We start from the raw sequence: 16,335 nt of genomic DNA, 5'->3' as shown, positions 1-16,335 counted from the left end.
CTGCGATTCCGGCGATACGGCCTCAGTTCCTGCGCGCGAGCGTGTGAAGCTCGGTGTGGAGGTAGTCCACGCGCCCGTCCGGCCCGCGCGTGACGGCGAGGACGAGCACGGAATCGGTGAAGAGGCCGTCCGACCGCCGATTGAGGGGTGCCCGCATGAAGCCCCGCTTGAGGTGCAGAACGCCCCGGGTGTAGAGCTCCACTTTCAACGGCATGGGGCACTCGAACGTCCCTTCGAAGGGCGCGGCGTCGTTCCGGAACGGCTTCGAGGTCGCCTGCGGCGCCGCGGGACCCTGCGCGACGAACGCGGCGGTCGCGGCGTCGGCGGTCCGGCCCATCACGGCTGACGTCCGATTCGCGAGGACGACCACGGCGAACTTCTCGTCCGGGACCATTCGGAGGATCGAGCCGTAGCCCGCCCGGCCTCCGGTGTGAAAGACGTGGCGGGCGCCCCGCCGCGTTTCGAAGAGGAGGCCGTAACCGTAGCGGCCTCCGGGCCTTTCGGGCACGTCGACGCGGGACGTGAGAAGGGCGGTGACGACGTCCGCGGGGAGGACCTGGCGGCCGTCGAGGCGGCCGCCGTTCATGAGGGCGATCGGCAGGCGCGCCATCTCCCGCGCGCTCGAATAGAGCGATCCGGAGGGCAGAGTGCCTGCGTGATTGGGAGCAGGCACGATCTCCCGGCGGCGGCCGTCGAACGGCGACGCGAGGGGGAGACGGGCCGCGGCCTCCGGGCGGAACGTCGAGTGCGCCATGCCGAGAGGCCTGAGGACGAGGCGCTCCATCGCATCGGCAAACGGCTCTTTTGCGACGGTCTCGATCACGTGCCCGACGAGCCAGTAGCCGGGGTTCGAGTAGGAGAGGAATCGGCCGGGCGGGAGGAAGACCCTTTCGTCGGTCCACGTCCGCACTTCACGCCCGAGAGCGCCGTCGTCCCCGGCGCCCTCCATGGGCGCGTCGTCGAAGAGGCCCGCCGTGTGGGTCAGGAGCTGGTTCGTCGTGAGGCGCCCGACCTTCGGGGCGAGGCCGGAGACGTATTCGGACACCGGCCTGTCGAGATCGAGACGCCCGTCGTGCGCGAGGAGGAGGGCCGCCGTCGCGACGAACACCTTCGTCGTGGAACCAATGCGGAAGAACGTCCCCGCGGTGACGGGATGGAGATTCTGCGGGTCGGAATCGCCGAGGCCCGTTTCGAAGACGACGGCGTCGCCGTGCACGACCGCGACGGCGGCTCCGCGGATCCGCTTCGCCTCCATCTCCGATCGGAGGGCCTGCTCGACGCCGCCAAAGTCCCCGGCGAGCGTCGAGAGGGCGGGGAGAGCAAGGCAGAGGGCGAGGGCGGCACGGAGAGGTCGGACGCTCATGCCGTTGTCAAACGGGAGGAGCGGGAAAAGGTTCACGAGGCCCGGCTGGCGTGCGCGCGGCGGCCTAGAACCAGGGCAGCTTCCAGCCGTGCTCGGCGAGCCACTCCCAGAAACGGTCGCCGTAGAAGTACGCGACCGCCGCGAGGGCCACGGCCGGGACGACGAAGGTCCACGGGGGGAATCCGTCGAGGACGACCCACGCCGCGCCCACGGCGAGTCCGAGCAAGAGGCCGCACCCGAGGCCGACGGGCCCGCCGCGTTCCGGTTCGGCGCTGTTCATTTCGGCGAACCCCCTAGAACAGTCCCGCGAGGCTCAGGATCGCCCCTCGGCCCGGCGCGAGGACGTTGTTCTCGTCCGCGGAGTCGGCGTACGCCTTGTCGAAGACGTTTCGGACCGAGACGTTGATCGTCAGGAAGTCGGAGAGGCGGTAACCGGCAGACAGGTCTAGCCGCCCGTAGCCCGCGATCGGGACCTCGGCAAGGCCGGGCCGGTCGTCGCGCGCCATCGCGAGGAACCGGGCCCGCCAGGTGAGCCCGTCGATCGGCTCGTGCTCGACGATGAGCTGGGCCGTGGGCGGGAGGATGTCGGTCGCCCAGGAGCCATCGTCGAGGATGTTTCCCTGCGAGAGCGAACCGGTGACACGCACGACGAGCCGCCTCGACACCTGCCAGTCGGCCTGGAGCTCGACGCCCTCGATCCGGGCTTCGCCCCGATTCCGGAAGAGGTTGTCCGTCCCCGACGGGTATCGCTCCACGAGATCTGCGATCTGGTAGACGTAGCCGAAGAGACCGACTCCCACCGGTCCGAGACGACCGCGCACGGCGAGGTCCCACTGGTTCGAGGTCTCGGCGGTGAGATCCGGGTTGCCTATCACGAACCCGCGGCCCGAGACGCCGCGGAAGTAGCGGTCCGAGAGCGACGGGTCACGGAAGCCGTGCGAGTACTGAGCGGCGATCTTCCAGTCCCGGGCCACGTCGAAGGAAAGCGTCGCGAAGCCGGAGAAGGCCCCGTCCGAGGTCGAACGGTCGCCGTAGTAGCCCCCCGTGTTCCGAGTCGAGACCAGGTCGCCCCGCAGCCCGGCGGTGAGCGTCAGCCGGTCGGCGACGAGAGGCACGTCGCCCTCGACGAAGGCGCCCCAGTCCGTCCGCCGGGCGTCCTCGATGGCGACCTCCATGGTGGTCGTTGTGGGATTCCCCGCGGCGTCGAAGTTCCCGGTGATGTTGAGGGCGCTGAGGCCGAAGCGCCCGTTGACGTCGACACCTACGCGGAGCCCCGCGGGTCCGGCCGCCCGCCGTCCGAGGAGCCGCACGGAGAAGTCCTTCGCGTCGACGTCGGACATCGTGTTGCGGAGCGGCGTCGTCCCGACGGGACGCCTCTGACGGTTCGTCACGATCCGGTAGTCGCCGCCGAAGGCGCGGAGCTCGACCGACGAGAAGCCGAGGACGTCCTGGGTGTCGAGCCCCAGCGTGAACCGCGACGAATCCTCGAGCGGATAGAAGGTGCGCGTCGTGGGCAGGTCTGCCTGGGGCTTGCCCATCTCGCGCACCTGGTCGATCTGGTAGCCGACCCAGAGGCGCGTCGCGCCCGCGGGGACAAGCCAGCGGGCCGACAAGCCCCGGTCCCGCATGGCCGAGTTGTCCTGCGTCCCGGCCGGGGACTCGTAGTCGCTCTGGGCCCGCTGGTAGAAGCTGAGCCCGAATGCGGTCGTCCCGACCGGAACGTTGAGGCCGACGCCGCCGGTCGTCTCCGGGGTGCCGCCGGTTCCCGCGGTGAAGCTGTAGCGGAGGCCGAAGTCGCCGGGAGTGGGCATCGGCGTTTTCGCGTGGACGATGCCGCCGAGCGCGTCCGAGCCGTACGCCACCGTGCCGGGCCCGCGCACGACTTCGACGTTCTCGAGGGCGAACGGGTTCAGGTACGAGGCCGACGGCCCGACGCGGCGCTCGGCGGTGACCCGGCCGTCGTCGAGCATCACGAGTGTTCGCCCGCGATCGAGTCCGCGGATGACCGGCACCGAGCTCGTGCTCTCGTCGCTCTTGCTGACCCCGGGCAGCGTCTCGATGATCTCGGTCAGCCGGTTCGGGTTCCGCTGCTCCCATTCGCGCCGCGGGATGAGCGAGACCGCGTCGGCCGGCGGCGCGAGGAGCGACGGCGTGGTCGGAGCCGACACGACTACCTCGATGCGTCGCGCGTCGGGAAGGGCCAGATCTTGGATCGAGCCTTCGGACGGCAGGCGCTCGACGCGAACGCTGCCGAGCCATGCGCCGCTCGGCGCGAAGACGCCGAGCTCGAAGGGCGGCGTCGGCTCGGAAACGAGCGTCAGCTCTCCCTGCGGGCCAGCCGCGACGGAATCCGCGCGTCCGAGGATCGAGACACGGGCGGCCGGCACGGGTTTTCCGTTCGAGTCGACGACGCGATACCGCGCGGCCCAGACGGGCGACCCGCAGCAGAGCAGGAGGAGGAGCAGGCCGGCCAAAAGGACGAGTCGTCGACCGAACATCCCGATCGAGGATAGAGCACGAGCCCCACGAAACATGCTGGAGCCTCGAACGCGGCTGAGAAGATTTCTCGCCCGGCGTGTCGATTTCGGGGGGCCTCCGTCGTCGTAGGGATGGAGGCGGGGACATCCCGGCCGAAGGGAGGCGACGAAAATGCGATTCATGGTGATGGTCAAGGCGACGAAGGACAGCGAGGCGGGCGTCATGCCGAGCGAGCAGGCGTTCGCCGACATGGGCAAGTTCAACGAGGAGCTCGTCAAGAACGGGATCCTGCTGGCGGCCGAGGGCCTGCAGCCCAGTTCCAAGGGCGTCCGCGTGCGCTTCTCCGGGACGAAGCGGACGGTCGTCGACGGGCCGTTCACAGAGACGAAGGAGCTCGTCGCGGGCTTCTGGCTCTGGCAGGTGAAGTCGAAGGAAGAGGCCATCGAGTGGGTGAAGCGCTGCCCGAACCCGATGCCGGGCGACTCGGAGATCGAGATCCGCCAGGTCATGGAATGGGAGGACTTCGGCCTCGAGGTCCCCCCGGAACGCCAGGAGCGGAAGGCGCAGCTGCGCGCGCAGTTCGAAAAGCAGTCGAAGTCGTGATGCACCGCGGACACGAGGGGACGATGCTCTAATCCTCCCCCGTGTCCGCTCCCGAGGCCCATCGCGCGATCGACGCGATCTGGCGCATCGAGTCCTCGCGGCTCATCGCGGCACTCGCGCGCATGACGGGAGACGTCGGCCTCGCGGAGGACTTCGCGCAGGATGCGCTCGTCGCGGCGCTCCAGCGCTGGCCCGAGACGGGCGTGCCGGACAACCCGGCGGCCTGGCTCATGGCGGCCGCGAAGAATCGGGCGATCGACCACCTTCGCCGCGGGCGGCGCGTCGAGCGCGCGCACGGGGAGATCGGCCGCGACCTCGAGGCGGAGCGCGAGAGGGCAGTGGCCGACCTCGACGCGGCGCTGGACGACGACATCGGCGACGACCTCCTGAGGCTCGTCTTCACGTCCTGCCATCCCGTCCTCTCCCGCGAGGCGCGCGTGGCGCTGACGCTGCGCCTCCTCGGTGGGCTCTCCACCGCGGAGATCGCGAGGGCCTACCTCGTGCCGGAGGCCACGATCGCCCAGCGCCTCGTGCGCGCGAAGCGGACGCTCGCGGACGCCCGCGTACCGTTCGAGGTGCCGCGCGGTCCGGACCGCGACGCGCGCCTCTCCTCGGTCCTCGAGGTCCTGTACCTGATCTTCAACGAAGGGTATGCGGCGACCGCGGGCGACGACTGGATGCGCCCGCAGCTCTGCGAGGAGGCGCTCCGTCTCGGCCGGATCCTGGCGACCCTCGCGCCTTCGGAGCGCGAGGTCCACGGGCTCGTCGCGCTCATGGAGATCCAGGCTTCGCGGACGAAGGCGCGGATCGGGCCCCGGGGAGAGCCCGTCCTGTTCCTCGACCAGGACCGCGGCCGATGGGATCACCTCCTCATCGGGCGCGGGCTCGCGGCTCTCGCGCGTGCCGAGGCGCTCGGCGGCCGCGGGCCGTACGCGCTTCAGGCCGCGATCGCCGCGTGTCACGCGCAGTCGCGCACGGCGGGGGAGACCGACTGGGCGCGGATCGCGGCGCTGTACGGCGACCTCGCGGTGGCGGCGCCGTCCCCCGTCGTCGAGCTGAACCGCGCGGTCGCGGTCGCGATGGCGGACGGACCGGCCGCGGGCCTCGCGCTCGTCGACGCGCTCGCGGGGGAGCCCGCGCTCGCGGACTACCACCTCCTGCCGAGCGTGCGTGGCGACCTCCTCGCGAGGCTCGGCCGCCCGGACGAGGCGCGGGAGGAGTTCGAGAGGGCCGCGGCCCTCGCCGCGAACCGCAGGGAGCGCGAGCTGCTCCTCGCCCGCGCCGCGGCGTGCAATCCGGGTTGAAGAATTTCCTTGACGTCGAGACTCCGTCGCCATAACTTAACCATGTGGTTAAGTACGCCACACGGATCATGACGCCCTCGCCTGACGCCCTCAGCTCCACGTTCTCCGCGCTCGCGGATCCCACCCGGCGCGCCATCCTCGCGCGCCTCGCCGCGGGGGAGGCCGGAGTCACGGAGCTCGCGAAGCCGTTCGACATGAGCCTGCCGGCCGTCTCCAAGCACCTGAAAGTGCTCGAGCGCGCCGGACTCATCGCGCGCGGCCGGGAGGCGCAGCGGCGTCCGTGCCGCCTCGAGGCGGGCCGCCTGCGCGAGGTCGCGGACTGGGTGGAGCACTACCGCCGATTCTGGGAAGAGAGCCTCGACCGCCTCGACGACTACCTGCGCGAGCTGAAGGCGCGGGACGAAAAAGCCGCCAAGAAGGAGACCCGCCATGGCCGTAAAACCCGCCGCCCCTGAAGGCGCGCCCGGGGCGCTCGAAGTCGTCGTCATCTCTCGCCTCTTCGACGCGCCGCGCGCGCTCGTGTGGGAGGCGTGGTCCTCGCACGCGCACCTCGCGCGCTGGTGGGGGCCGATGGGCTTCACGGCGCCGCGCGGCGAGGTCGCGCTGCGCCCCGGCGGGCCGTTCTCGCTCGTCATGCGCGCGCCGGACGGGACCGAGTACCCGTTGGACGGCTTCGTCCGCGAGGTGGAGGCGCCTTCGCGCCTCGTCTGGTCGGCGCTCGACCACGACGAAATCCGAGTCGAGACGACCGTGACGTTCGAGGAAGAGGGCGGGAAGACACGCCTCACGGTGCGACAGACCATCCCGAGCGATCCGATGATGGCCCGTGGCCAGAAGCCGGGCTGGTCTCAGTCTCTCGAGCGCCTCGCGACGGCTCTCGTGGAATCGAACGCGGCCGGCGCGTCGTCGAGCCCGACCGCCGACCGCGAGATCGCGACGACGCGCGTCTTCGACGCGCCGCGCGACCTCGTCTGGCAGGCGTGGACGGACCCGAAACACCTGGCGCGCTGGTACGGGCCGAACGGCTTCACGGTCACGACGCACGAGATGGACGTGAGGCCCGGCGGCGTCTGGCGCCTCACCATGCACGGCCCGGACGGGACCGACTACCCGAACCTCACCCGGTACGTGGAGGTCGTCCGCCCCGAGCGCCTCGTCTACGAGCACGGCTCGGCCGACCGCGACGAGGACCGGTTCGACGTGACCCTCACGTTCACGGACGAGGGCAGCGGAAAGACGCGCGTCTCGATGCGGATGGTCTGCGCGACGCGGGAGAGTCGCGACCGCTTCGTGAACGTTTTCGGGGCGCTCCAGGGCAACCGCCAGACGATGGACCGACTCGAGAATCACCTCGCGGCGCTCGCGGGCGGGCCGAAGCTCGTCCTGACACGCACGTTCGACGCGCCGCGCGATCTCTGGAAGGCGTGGACCGAAGCCCCGCGGCTGTCCTGCTGGTGGGGCCGAAGGGGTTCGCGTGGGCGGGTGGGACGATGGACCTCAGGCCCGGCGGCATCTTCCATTACGGCCAGACCGCCCCGGACGGCAAGGCGTCGATGTGGGGCCGGTTCGTCTACCGGGAGGTCGTCGAGCCCTCGCGCCTCGCCTTCGTCGTGTCCTTCTCCGACGAGAACGGCGGCGTGACGCGCCACCCGATGGCGGCCGACTGGCCGCTGGAGGTCCTGAACGTCCTCACGTTCGAGGAGGCGGGCGGGAAGACGACGCTCACGCTGGAGGGGTACCCGTTCCACGCCGCGGAGGCCGAGCGCAAGGCCTTCGAAGGCGGCATCGGGTCGATGGAGAAGGGCTTCGGCGGGACGATGGACCAGCTCGTGGCGTACCTGGCGAAGGGCTGAAACCCCGGCAGTCGAGACTCCGTATCAAGAGGAAATCGCAGGAGGTGCGCACATGGCCGAGGTTTCGACTCACGCCCCCGGAGCGTTCTGCTGGATCGAGCTGGCGACGACGGACCAGAAGGCGGCAAAGGAGTTCTACGGAAAGCTCTTCGGCTGGTCGCCCGCGGACAACGACATGGGTCCCGGCATGACCTACACGATCTTCAAGCTGAAGGGGCGCGACGCGGCCGCCTGCTACACGCTGGACGCCGCGAAGATGCCCGGCGTGCCGCCGCACTGGATGCTCTACATCGCGTCGGCGAACGCCGAAGCTTCGGCCGGCCGCGCGGCCGAGCTGGGCGGAAAGATCACCGCTCCGGCGTTCGAGGTCGGGAGCTTCGGGAAGATGGCGGTCCTCGCCGACCCGACGGGCGCGAACTTCTGCGTCTGGGAGGCGAAGGAGAACAGGGGCATCGGCATCCACAACGAGCCCGGCGGCTTCTGCTGGGGCCAGCTCAATACGAACGAAACGGCGAAGGCCGAGGCGTTCTACACGGCGCTCTTCGGCTGGAAGGCGAAGACGGGCACGGGCGGCGGCATGACGTACACGGAGGATGTTGGGCGAGCGGCCGATCGGCGGAATGATGGCGCCTCCGGACGGCGTGCGCGTGCCGCGCACTGGCTGCCGTACTTCGCCGTCGCCGACTGCGACGCGGCGGCGGCGCTGGCCGCATCGCTCGGCGCGAGAACGTACGTGCCACCGCCGACCATCGAGGGGACGGGCCGCTTCGCCGTCTGGCCGATCCGCAGGGTGCGGCGTTCGCGATCTACCGCGAGTAGGATGCGGCCGGCGGAGGATGCCGGGATGGCGATGGCGGACATCAGACCAGACTGGGTGGGGCGCGCGGTCTCGGTCCTCGCGAGCCTCCTGTTCCTGTTCAGCGCGATCCTGAAGCTCAAGGGCGGGCCGGACCTCGAGAAGGGATTCGCGCACTCGGGCTCCCGATCTCGATCGCGGCGCCGCTCGACATCCTCGAGGCCGCGTGCGTCGTGCTCTACCTCGTGCCGGCGTCGTCGATCCTCGGGGCCATCCTCCTCTCCGGCTACGTCGGCGGCGCGATCTGCACGCACTGGCGAGTCGGCGACCCGATCTGGGTCCAGATCGTCCTCGGCGTTTTCCGTGGCTGGGCGTGTATCTGCAAGAGCCCCGTCTGAAGAACCTCATCCCGCTGCGAAGGAGTTGAACCATGGCCACGAAGAAGAAGGCGAAGAAGACCGCCGCGAAGTCCTCCCCGAAGAAAGCGAAGGCCGCGAAGAAGACTCCCGCGAAACGGCGCGCGCCGGCCGCGAAGCCGGGATGGAAGCTCGACAGCGTGGCGCCGGGCATCACGGCGAACGACCTCGAGAAGAGCCTCGTCTGGTACCGCGACGTCGTCGGGTTCGTCGTCGAGGAGACGTGGATGCACGACGGGAAGGTGGCGGGCGCCCAGCTTCGGGCGGGCAGTGTCGTCTTCATGCTCGGCCAGGACGACTGGAAGAAGGGCCGCGACCGCAAGAAGGGCGAGGGCTTCCGTCTCTACTGCATGGCGACGGGGGACATCGACGCGATGGCGAAGGGCATCGTGGCCCGCGGCGGCACGCTCGACCAGCCGCCGACGGACCAGCCATGGGGCATGCGCGACTTCTCCCTCACCGACCCGGACGGCTTCAAGATCACGATCGCGAAGGTGACGAAGAAGCGCTAGTGCGGCCCGGGCGGGTGCAGGAGCATTTTCGCGTTCACGCCCTCCAGCATCTTCTGCACTTCCGGCGGGACCTTGGATTCGGGGACTTCGTTCCGGAGCGGCGGAATCGACTGCAGGTATGCGTAGACCGCGCGGAGGTCCGAGTCGGGAAGGATCCGGACCATGTCCCACGGCATGGGCGGCAGGAGGACGCGGCCGTCCGGATGGCGAGCCGTTCGGAAGATCTTCAGGAACTTCTCCTCGGTCCAGCCTCCGCTCCCGGTCTCGACGTCCGGCGTGAGGTTTTTCGAGTACACGGTGCCGAAGGCCAGCTGGAAGCTCGTGAACGTCGGCCCGATGAGCGCGATGTCCTGCGGGCCGGGCTTGCCCTGCGGATCGGGCGCGCCCTCGGGGTGTCCTGAGAGCATCCGCGACCAGTCGGGCGCGGGAGCGCCCAGCACCGGGTCGTAAACCCATGGCGTGTGGCAGTGGTTGCATGCGCCCGCCATCACGATGATCTTGCCCCTCGCGACCAGCTCGGCTGAATAGGATCGTTTCGGCGCCTTGCCGCGAACGATCGGCTTGAGGGCGAGGGGGGGAGGCGGCGGCGGCCCGTTCTTCGGGGCCTCGAGCTTCACCTTCGGGTTCGCCTGCAGGGCGATGACCTTGTCGTTCAGCTCGATGATGGCGCCTTCAACCGGAGGCGGAACCTTCTCGGTGGGCGGCAGGTTGCGCAGCGGCGGGATGGACCTGAGGTAGGCGAACATCGCCCTGAGGTCCTCGTCCGACCGGTTCCGGTACGAATCCCAGGGCATCGGCGGATAGACGGGCCTGCCGTCGCCTCCGAGGTGCCGGCCTTTCCGGAAGACGTCGATGAACATCTTCTCGGTCCAGGACCCCGTTCCCGTGTCGATGTCGGGCGTCAGGTTCGGCGAGTACGTGATGCCGAAGGGCAGCTTGAAGCTCGTGAACGTCGGGCCGATGATGCCGATGTCGGCCGGGCCGACCTCGCCTTGCGGGTCCGGCCCGCCCTCGGGATGTCCGGAGAGCATGCGGGTCCAGTCGGGGGCGGGCACTCCCAGCTCCGGGTTGAAGACCCAGGGCGTGTGGCAGTCGTTGCAGCCGCTGGAAACGACGAGGAGCTTTCCGCGTGCAATCAGCTTCTTCGAATACGGGTTCGGCGGGGCCTGCCCGGGCCGGACCGGCTTGAGCGTCGGCGCAGGCGGCGCGGCCTGCGACTGTGCCTTCAGGGCGCTGGCAGAGCCGATACCCAGCACGAAGAGAATCCGTAGAAGAAGCACGGAGCGTAGGACTCCCCGCGGAGCCGGCGTTTCTCTCATAGGCTTTTTCCTCTAGGATTGAGATGCTATCGCAAGGAGACTCACCATGGCAGACAGGAAGATCATCGCCGTCGTCGGCGCCACCGGCGCGCAGGGCAGCGGACTCGTCCGGGCGATCCTCGCGGACCCCAGCGGCGGTTTCGCCGCCCGGGCCATCACACGCGACGTCAATTCCGACAAGGCGAAGGAGCTCGCGAAGCTCGGCGCCGAAGTCGTCGCGGGGGACGTGGACGACGCGGAGAGCCTGAAGAAAGCGTTCACGGGCGCATACGGCGCGTACTGCGTCACGTTCTTCTGGGCTCACTTCTCCCCGGAGAAGGAGATGGCCCACGCGGCGGCGATGGCGAAGGCGGCGAAGGACGCCGGCGTGAAGCATGCGATCTGGTCCACGCTGGAAGACTCGCGGAAGTGGATCCCGCTTTCGGACAACCGCATGCCGACGCTTCAGGGCAAGTACAAGGTCCCGCATTTCGACGCGAAGGGCGAATCCAACCACTTCTTCACCGACCTCGGCGTCCCGACGACGTTCCTGTACACGTCGTTCTACTGGGACAACTTCATCTTCTTCGGGGCGGGCCCGAAGAAGGGCCCCGACGGCTCGCTCGCCATCGCGATGCCCATGGGCGACAAGAAGCTCCCCGGCATCGCCGCGGAGGACATCGGCGCGTGCGCCTACGCGATCTTCAAGGCCGGCCCGATGTACATCGGGAAGAGCGTCGGGATCGCCGGGCAGCACCTGACGGGTGCCGAGCTGGCCGCCGGGCTCACGAAGGCGCTCGGCCGCGAGGTGGGCTACAACGCCGTGTCCCCCGACGTCTACCGCGGCTTCGGATTCCCCGGCGCCGACGACATGGGCAACATGTTCCAGTTCAACCGGGACTTCAGCGACGAGTTCTGCGCGGCCCGGAGCGTCGAATTCTCGAGAAGCCTTTTCCCGGGACTCCAGACCTACGAGCAGTGGCTCTCGCGTAACGCGAAGCGCATCCCGCTCGAGTAGGGCCCGACGGTTTAAGCTCCGGGGCGTATGGCCATTCGAAATACGCCCCGGCGCTTCCCGCTCCTCGCTGCTCTTCTCCTCCCGCTCGCGCTCGCCCCGGGTGTTGCGCGCGCCGGGAGCCCGGCCGCATTCGCCGAGATTGCGAAGAAGAAGGCCGACGTCACGATCGTCGTCACGGACTCCGGCCTCGGCGGCCTCTCGGTCGCGGCAGACCTTGCGGCGCGCCTGCCCGCGAGCGGGATCGTGAAGTCCGCGCGCATCGTCTTCGTGAACGCCGAGCCGGACCCTGCCTTCGGCTACAACGATCTGAGAAACGACGCGGACAAGGTCCGCATCTTCGACGGCGCACTCACGGCCATGGAGGCGCGCTTCAAGCCCGACCTCATCCTGATCGCGTGCAACACGCTGTCCGTGGTCTGGCCGCGCACGGAGCACGCGAAGACGGGCGGTGTCGAGACCGTCGAGATCGTCGGCCTCGGCGCCGGCCTCATCCGCAAGGAACTTGCGTCGAAGCCCGATGCGACGGCTCTCGTCTTCGCGACGAAGACGACGATCGAGTCGGAGGCCCACAAGAAGCTGCTCGTCGCCCAGGGCGTCGCGCCGGATCACGTCGTGGGCGAAGCGTGTCCGAAGCTGGCGGGCGCCATCGAGCGCGGATCGGACAGCGCCGAGACGGTCGGCTACGTGAAGAAGTTCGTCGCCGAGGCGCTGGAGAAGAAAACGACGAAGGGCGGCCCCCTCGTCGTGAGCCTCAACTGCACTCATTACGGCTACGTGAAGCCCCTCTGGGAGCAGGCGTTCGCGGCGGCCGGCCATCCGGGCGTGAAGGTCCTGGACCCGAATCCCCTCATGGCGGACGTCGTCCTCAAGGAAGGCGGCGGGAAGCGGTTCCCGAAGACGGCCGTCACCGTCGAGGCCGTGTCGAAAGTCCCTGTGGACGAGGGGGCGCGCGCGAACCTTGCGGCGCTGCTCCGCAAGACGTCTCCGGAGACGGCCGACGCCCTCCTCAACATCCGCCGCGACTCCGCGCTCTTTCCGGCGGTGGTCGAGGCCGGGGGCGTCATCCCGCGCTGAGCCATCTGCATGGCTTGCGGTCGCGAAAGGGGCCACCTACCTTGGAGAAAACCCTCTTCAAGGAGATTTCGATGCAGCTTCGAACGACATCCGCCCTGATCGCGGCAGCTCTTCTGCTTCCAGCCGCTTCGGGGGGCGCCGCCGACGTTCCGAAAACCGCGGTCCGCGTCTCGCCCGACGTGCAGGCGCGGTTCAAGGCGTTCTCGGGCCAGGAGTCGCAGCGGGTTCTGAGCCAGGAGACCGCGAGGAAGACGGCCCGCGCGCAGTCCCTCAAGGCCTCGTTCACGGCGCTCAAATCGGCGGCTGTTTCGAAGGCGGCGCTCGACAAGACCGCCTGCCTGGCGAGCCTTCGCATCGACGCGGTGACGCCGAACGTCTTCCAGCCGGGCGACCCGGTTCTCGTGACGGGGTGCGGCTTCAGGGACGCAAGGGGAATGCTCCTCCTGTCGGACGGGAACACGCAGATGTCGATCGGGTCGTGGTCGGACACCTCGATCGAATCCGTCGTGCCCGACCTGCAGGGCTTCGCGGACCCGAAGAGCGTGACCCTCAAGGTCGTGACGGTCGAGGCTGGAAAGTCCGCCCCCTCGAAGCCGCTCACGCTCCAGCCGTCGCTCGACCTCAAGGAGATCGTGGCGACCGCGGCGGACCTGCAGGGCTGCACGAAGTTTCTGGAGTGGGGAATCGTGCACCACGGCGCGGACTCGAGCTCGAGCTGCCCGAAGGCGGGAACGGATACGCTGAAGTTCGCGCGCACGCTCAAGAACCACTGGGCTTTTCACTCCCTCTCGTTCGACACGATCTGTCCAGGCCCGTGCGGCGCCCTGAATGGCACGCAGCCCGACAAGTCGGGCTTCCAGCTCGGCAAGAGCGTGCTGCCCGATCTCCACGTCGCGTGGTGGGGCACGATGTCGTACTACGCGTCCGTCTGGGTCATGGGGCCGAAGGGCACCGCCTACTGAAGGCTTGCCCTTACACCGGGATCGCGGCGCCGTTCACGAGCTTCGCCTCGTCGCTGCAAAGGAAAAGGACGACGCGGGCGATCTCCTCGGGCTTCGGCCATTTCGAGAAGTCGGCATCCGGCATCGACGTGCGGTTCGCCGGCGTGTCGATGATCGACGGGAGGATGGTGTTCGCCCTCACGCCCGTGCCCTTGAGGTCCGCAGCGAGCGACGCGAGGAGCGCGATCGCGGCCGCCTTCGACGCCGTGTAGGCGCCGAGGCCGGCTGGGGGAGCGAGGGCCGCCTGCGCGGCGACGTTCACGATCGCGCCGTGGCCCTGGGCAATCATCACCGGCGCCGCCGCGCGGGTCAGCGCCCAGCCCGAGCGCAGATTCAGCGCGAGCATCTTGTCGAGGGTGTCGGCGTTCGCCTCCCAGAGCGGCTTGCCTCCCGTGAAACCCCCGACGGCGTTCACGAGGACGTCCAGACGTCCCTGCCTCTTCCGGACTTCGTCGACGAGCTTCCGGGCAGCCTGCTCGTCCGTCACGTCGGACTCGTGGCCTTCGAGGCGGGCCGCGCCTGCACCGGCCCCACGCTGCAGTTCGCCGAGCTCGGCGGGATTGCGAAGGGTGACGGAGACGCGAGCGCCCTCCGCGAGGAAGGCGAGCGCGATGGCGCGGCCGAGACCGCCCGTTCCGCCCGCCACGAGGACCGAGGCGCCTTCGAACGACGGCATGGACCCTCCGGCCGCCGCAACGCTACCAGAACTCCGGGCGGCAGGGCCCCGTAAGAAGGGGGTGACGTCCGCCACTGCGAAAGCCTGGGCGCTTCCGGCGTCCGTGTGTCTCGTCGGCGTCTCGTGGGGATACTCCGCGTACACGCACCTCCTCAAGCCCGGCGGCAACTCGGCGCCGCCGAGTGTCAGGAGCATCGCGGGCTTCGTCGCGATCAAGGCCATTCTGGTGCTCGCGGTCGTCCTCTTCTTCCTTCGCGCGAACGGCGAGTCGCTCGAGGACCTCGGCGTGACGGGCGGGGCGCTTCGGAGCGCGGCCGTGCGCGGGCTCGCGGTCGCGATCGGCGTGTTCCTCTTCGTGAACGTCCTTCTCGGCAGTCTCCTGAAGGCCCTCGGATTGCCGGCGGCGGAGGGGCGGCTCGGCGCGCTCTTCCGCGACCCGCGCGAGGCGCTCTTCTGGGTCTTCGCGGGGATCGTCGGCGGCGGTTTCGCCGAGGAGCTCGTTCGCGCCTTCGTCCTCACGCGTTTCGAGAGAGCCTTCGGGCGCCCCGGTCTCGTCTTCGCCGTCGTGGCGGATACGGCGGTCTTCTCGCTCGGCCATCTGTATCAGGGCGTCCTGGGAGCGGTCCAGGCGGGCGTCTCCGGCCTCGCCTTCGCCCTCGTGTTCCTCTGGCGGCGGAAGGCGGCGGACTCGATGGTCGTCCACGCGGTCTTCGACCTCCTGGGCATCGCGGCCGCGTACGCGTTGTACGCCGGGAGGGCCTGAGGGAGCCGGGAGGCCCAGGGCGTGTAAGGTTGGGGCGCCATGGCGGAGCCCCTTTCCCGCGACGAGATCGCCCGCTACTCGCGCCACCTGCTCCTGCCGGAGGTGGGGAAACAAGGCCAGGAACGGCTGAGCGCGGGGCGCTTCCTCATCGTGGGTGCCGGGGGCCTCGGCTCGCCGGCGGCGCTTTACCTCGCGGCCGCGGGCGTCGGGAAGATCGGCCTCGCGGACTTCGACGCGGTGGACGTCTCGAACCTCCAGCGGCAGGTCCTCTACGACACGGCCGACGTCGGCCGCCCTAAGGTCGACCGGGCGCGCGAGCGGCTCGCCGCCCTCAACCCGCACGTGGACGTCGCCGTCTTCCCGGAGCGCCTCACGCGGGACAACGCGCGGAGCGTATTCGAGGGCTTCGACGTCGTCCTCGACGGCACGGACAACTTCGCGACGCGGTACCTGACGAACGACGCCTGCTTTCTCCTCGGCAAGCCGAACGTCTACGGATCGATCTACCGGTTCGAGGGGCAGGTGAGCGTCTTCCAGCGCGGCGCGGGGCCGTGCTACCGCTGCCTCTACCCGTCGCCGCCGGAGCCCGGCCTCGTCCCGAGCTGCGCCGAGGGTGGAGTGCTGGGCGTCCTGCCCGGCGTCGTCGGGGCCCTGCAGGCGACGGAAGCGCTGAAGCTCCTGCTCGGCATAGGCCGATCGCTCGCGGGCCGCCTGCTTCTCTACGACGCTCTTGCGCTCTCATTCCGGGAGATCGCCGTGCCGCGGGATCCCGCCTGCCCCCTCTGCGGCGACAATCCGACGATCACGGACCTCGTCGACTACGACGCGCTCTGCGGCGCAGGCGCCCCCGTCCTGCCGGAGGGCGCGGAGATGGCGCCGGCCGACGTGCGGGCGTGGCAGGAGAGAGGGGAGCCCTTCCAGCTTCTCGACGTGCGCGAGCCGGCTGAGGCCGCGCTCGCGGCGATCGCCGGTGCGGTCCTCGTGCCGCTCGGCTCGCTGCCGGCCCGTCTCCACGAGGTGGACCGGACGCGCCCCGTCGTCGTGTACTGCCGCTCGGGCGTCCGCTCGGCGCGGGCCGTCGTGCTCCTGCGCGGGGCCGGACTCAGTCGCACGTACAATCTCGCCGGCGGGATCCTCGCCTGGGCGCGCGACGTCGACCCGGGCCTCTCGCTTTGAACTC

The 16,335-nt window shown here is 69.7% G+C and carries 17 protein-coding genes and 2 pseudogenes; 13 read left to right on the top strand and 6 right to left on the bottom strand.

Annotated elements, in window-relative coordinates; translation table 11 throughout:
- Positions 1–22 precede the first annotated feature (22 nt).
- From IPL89_07525 to IPL89_07515, 3 genes are all read right to left on the bottom strand, one after another.
- A complete protein-coding gene (locus IPL89_07525; GenBank protein ID MBK9063031.1) occupies positions 23–1,363 on the bottom strand; it encodes a beta-lactamase family protein in 1,341 nt (446 codons plus the stop codon).
- 64 nt (positions 1,364–1,427) lie between these two features.
- On the bottom strand, positions 1,428–1,643 hold the full coding sequence (locus IPL89_07520) for a hypothetical protein (GenBank protein MBK9063030.1): 216 nt from the start codon (positions 1,641–1,643) through the stop codon (positions 1,428–1,430).
- Positions 1,644–1,656: 13 nt separating this feature from the next.
- Positions 1,657–3,861, bottom strand: a complete 2,205-nt coding sequence (locus IPL89_07515) for a TonB-dependent receptor (protein MBK9063029.1) — start codon at positions 3,859–3,861, stop codon at positions 1,657–1,659.
- Positions 3,862–4,012: 151 nt separating this feature from the next.
- Between IPL89_07515 and IPL89_07510 the strand changes: the two genes are divergently transcribed.
- From IPL89_07510 to IPL89_07485, 6 genes and pseudogenes are all read left to right on the top strand, one after another.
- Positions 4,013–4,444, top strand: a complete 432-nt coding sequence (locus tag IPL89_07510; protein ID MBK9063028.1) for a YciI family protein — start codon at positions 4,013–4,015, stop codon at positions 4,442–4,444.
- Between the two features lie 41 nt (positions 4,445–4,485).
- Positions 4,486–5,748: an RNA polymerase sigma factor gene (locus tag IPL89_07505; protein MBK9063027.1), complete on the top strand. Its 1,263-nt coding sequence runs from the start codon at positions 4,486–4,488 to the stop codon at positions 5,746–5,748.
- Positions 5,749–5,816: 68 nt separating this feature from the next.
- A complete protein-coding gene (locus tag IPL89_07500) occupies positions 5,817–6,203 on the top strand; it encodes a winged helix-turn-helix transcriptional regulator (GenBank protein ID MBK9063026.1) in 387 nt (128 codons plus the stop codon).
- A 364-nt stretch (positions 6,204–6,567) separates the two neighbouring features.
- Positions 6,568–7,389: an SRPBCC family protein gene (locus IPL89_07495; GenBank protein MBK9063025.1), complete on the top strand. Its 822-nt coding sequence runs from the start codon at positions 6,568–6,570 to the stop codon at positions 7,387–7,389.
- Positions 7,302–7,601, top strand: coding sequence for an SRPBCC domain-containing protein (locus tag IPL89_07490; GenBank protein ID MBK9063024.1), 300 nt, complete (start codon positions 7,302–7,304; stop codon positions 7,599–7,601). The genes IPL89_07495 and IPL89_07490 overlap by 88 nt, the downstream gene beginning before the upstream one ends.
- 52 nt (positions 7,602–7,653) lie before the next feature.
- Positions 7,654–8,028: pseudogene (locus IPL89_07485) on the top strand (VOC family protein).
- A 101-nt stretch (positions 8,029–8,129) separates the two neighbouring features.
- Here IPL89_07485 and IPL89_07480 read toward each other — a convergent pair.
- Positions 8,130–8,462, bottom strand: a complete 333-nt coding sequence (locus tag IPL89_07480) for a hypothetical protein (protein ID MBK9063023.1) — start codon at positions 8,460–8,462, stop codon at positions 8,130–8,132.
- Between IPL89_07480 and IPL89_07475 the strand changes: the two are divergent.
- A pseudogene (locus IPL89_07475) lies at positions 8,452–8,824 on the top strand (DoxX family protein). The gene IPL89_07480 and the pseudogene IPL89_07475 overlap by 11 nt on opposite strands.
- Before the next feature lie 3 nt (positions 8,825–8,827).
- Positions 8,828–9,325 carry a VOC family protein gene (locus tag IPL89_07470; GenBank protein MBK9063022.1) on the top strand — a complete coding sequence of 166 codons (498 nt, stop codon included), beginning with the start codon at positions 8,828–8,830 and terminating at the stop codon, positions 9,323–9,325.
- Here IPL89_07470 and IPL89_07465 read toward each other — a convergent pair.
- A complete protein-coding gene (locus IPL89_07465) occupies positions 9,322–10,581 on the bottom strand; it encodes a hypothetical protein (protein MBK9063021.1) in 1,260 nt (419 codons plus the stop codon). The two genes, IPL89_07470 and IPL89_07465, sit on opposite strands and share 4 nt — an antisense overlap.
- A 109-nt stretch (positions 10,582–10,690) precedes the next feature.
- Between IPL89_07465 and IPL89_07460 the strand changes: the two genes are divergently transcribed.
- The 3 genes from IPL89_07460 (at position 10,691) to IPL89_07450 (ending at position 13,677) form a co-directional block, all read left to right on the top strand.
- Positions 10,691–11,641 carry an NmrA/HSCARG family protein gene (locus IPL89_07460; protein ID MBK9063020.1) on the top strand — a complete coding sequence of 317 codons (951 nt, stop codon included), beginning with the start codon at positions 10,691–10,693 and terminating at the stop codon, positions 11,639–11,641.
- Positions 11,642–11,668: 27 nt separating this feature from the next.
- Positions 11,669–12,715 (top strand): aspartate/glutamate racemase family protein, encoded by a 1,047-nt coding sequence (locus IPL89_07455; protein MBK9063019.1) that lies wholly within the window; start codon positions 11,669–11,671, stop codon positions 12,713–12,715.
- Positions 12,716–12,786: 71 nt separating this feature from the next.
- Complete coding sequence (locus IPL89_07450) at positions 12,787–13,677, top strand: hypothetical protein (protein MBK9063018.1); 891 nt, start codon at positions 12,787–12,789, stop codon at positions 13,675–13,677.
- A 10-nt stretch (positions 13,678–13,687) separates the two neighbouring features.
- On the opposite strand, the gene IPL89_07445 is transcribed toward IPL89_07450, so the two are convergent.
- A complete protein-coding gene (locus IPL89_07445; GenBank protein MBK9063017.1) occupies positions 13,688–14,392 on the bottom strand; it encodes an SDR family oxidoreductase in 705 nt (234 codons plus the stop codon).
- Positions 14,393–14,453: 61 nt separating this feature from the next.
- Between IPL89_07445 and IPL89_07440 the strand changes: the two genes are divergently transcribed.
- Together IPL89_07440 and moeB are read left to right on the top strand one after the other, a co-directional pair.
- Positions 14,454–15,155: a CPBP family intramembrane metalloprotease gene (locus IPL89_07440; GenBank protein MBK9063016.1), complete on the top strand. Its 702-nt coding sequence runs from the start codon at positions 14,454–14,456 to the stop codon at positions 15,153–15,155.
- A gap of 39 nt (positions 15,156–15,194) precedes the next feature.
- Positions 15,195–16,331 (top strand): molybdopterin-synthase adenylyltransferase MoeB, encoded by a 1,137-nt coding sequence (moeB, locus tag IPL89_07435; protein MBK9063015.1) that lies wholly within the window; start codon positions 15,195–15,197, stop codon positions 16,329–16,331.
- Positions 16,332–16,335: the final 4 nt, after the last annotated feature.

The sequence above is a fragment of the Acidobacteriota bacterium genome (genome assembly GCA_016716715.1).
In the GTDB taxonomy this organism is placed as follows: domain Bacteria; phylum Acidobacteriota; class Thermoanaerobaculia; order UBA5066; family UBA5066; genus Fen-183.
Note: the sequence above shows the minus strand (reverse complement) of the source record. Positions and strands in the feature narration are given on the sequence as shown.

What these genes read in the sequence shown, in the direction of transcription:
- moeB (MBK9063015.1), top strand. Translation starts at nt 15,195, where the DNA reads ATGGCGGAGCCCCTTTCCCGCGACGAGATCGCCCGCTACTCGCGCCAC.
- IPL89_07470 (MBK9063022.1), top strand. Translation starts at nt 8,828, where the DNA reads ATGGCCACGAAGAAGAAGGCGAAGAAGACCGCCGCGAAGTCCTCCCCG.
- IPL89_07450 (MBK9063018.1), top strand. Translation starts at nt 12,787, where the DNA reads ATGCAGCTTCGAACGACATCCGCCCTGATCGCGGCAGCTCTTCTGCTT.
- IPL89_07445 (MBK9063017.1), bottom strand. Translation starts at nt 14,392, where the DNA reads ATGCCGTCGTTCGAAGGCGCCTCGGTCCTCGTGGCGGGCGGAACGGGC.
- IPL89_07515 (MBK9063029.1), bottom strand. Translation starts at nt 3,861, where the DNA reads ATGTTCGGTCGACGACTCGTCCTTTTGGCCGGCCTGCTCCTCCTCCTG.
- IPL89_07455 (MBK9063019.1), top strand. Translation starts at nt 11,669, where the DNA reads ATGGCCATTCGAAATACGCCCCGGCGCTTCCCGCTCCTCGCTGCTCTT.
- IPL89_07510 (MBK9063028.1), top strand. Translation starts at nt 4,013, where the DNA reads ATGCGATTCATGGTGATGGTCAAGGCGACGAAGGACAGCGAGGCGGGC.
- IPL89_07520 (MBK9063030.1), bottom strand. Translation starts at nt 1,643, where the DNA reads ATGAACAGCGCCGAACCGGAACGCGGCGGGCCCGTCGGCCTCGGGTGC.
- IPL89_07525 (MBK9063031.1), bottom strand. Translation starts at nt 1,363, where the DNA reads ATGAGCGTCCGACCTCTCCGTGCCGCCCTCGCCCTCTGCCTTGCTCTC.
- IPL89_07480 (MBK9063023.1), bottom strand. Translation starts at nt 8,462, where the DNA reads ATGTCCGCCATCGCCATCCCGGCATCCTCCGCCGGCCGCATCCTACTC.
- IPL89_07500 (MBK9063026.1), top strand. Translation starts at nt 5,817, where the DNA reads ATGACGCCCTCGCCTGACGCCCTCAGCTCCACGTTCTCCGCGCTCGCG.
- IPL89_07460 (MBK9063020.1), top strand. Translation starts at nt 10,691, where the DNA reads ATGGCAGACAGGAAGATCATCGCCGTCGTCGGCGCCACCGGCGCGCAG.
- IPL89_07495 (MBK9063025.1), top strand. Translation starts at nt 6,568, where the DNA reads ATGGCCCGTGGCCAGAAGCCGGGCTGGTCTCAGTCTCTCGAGCGCCTC.
- IPL89_07490 (MBK9063024.1), top strand. Translation starts at nt 7,302, where the DNA reads ATGTGGGGCCGGTTCGTCTACCGGGAGGTCGTCGAGCCCTCGCGCCTC.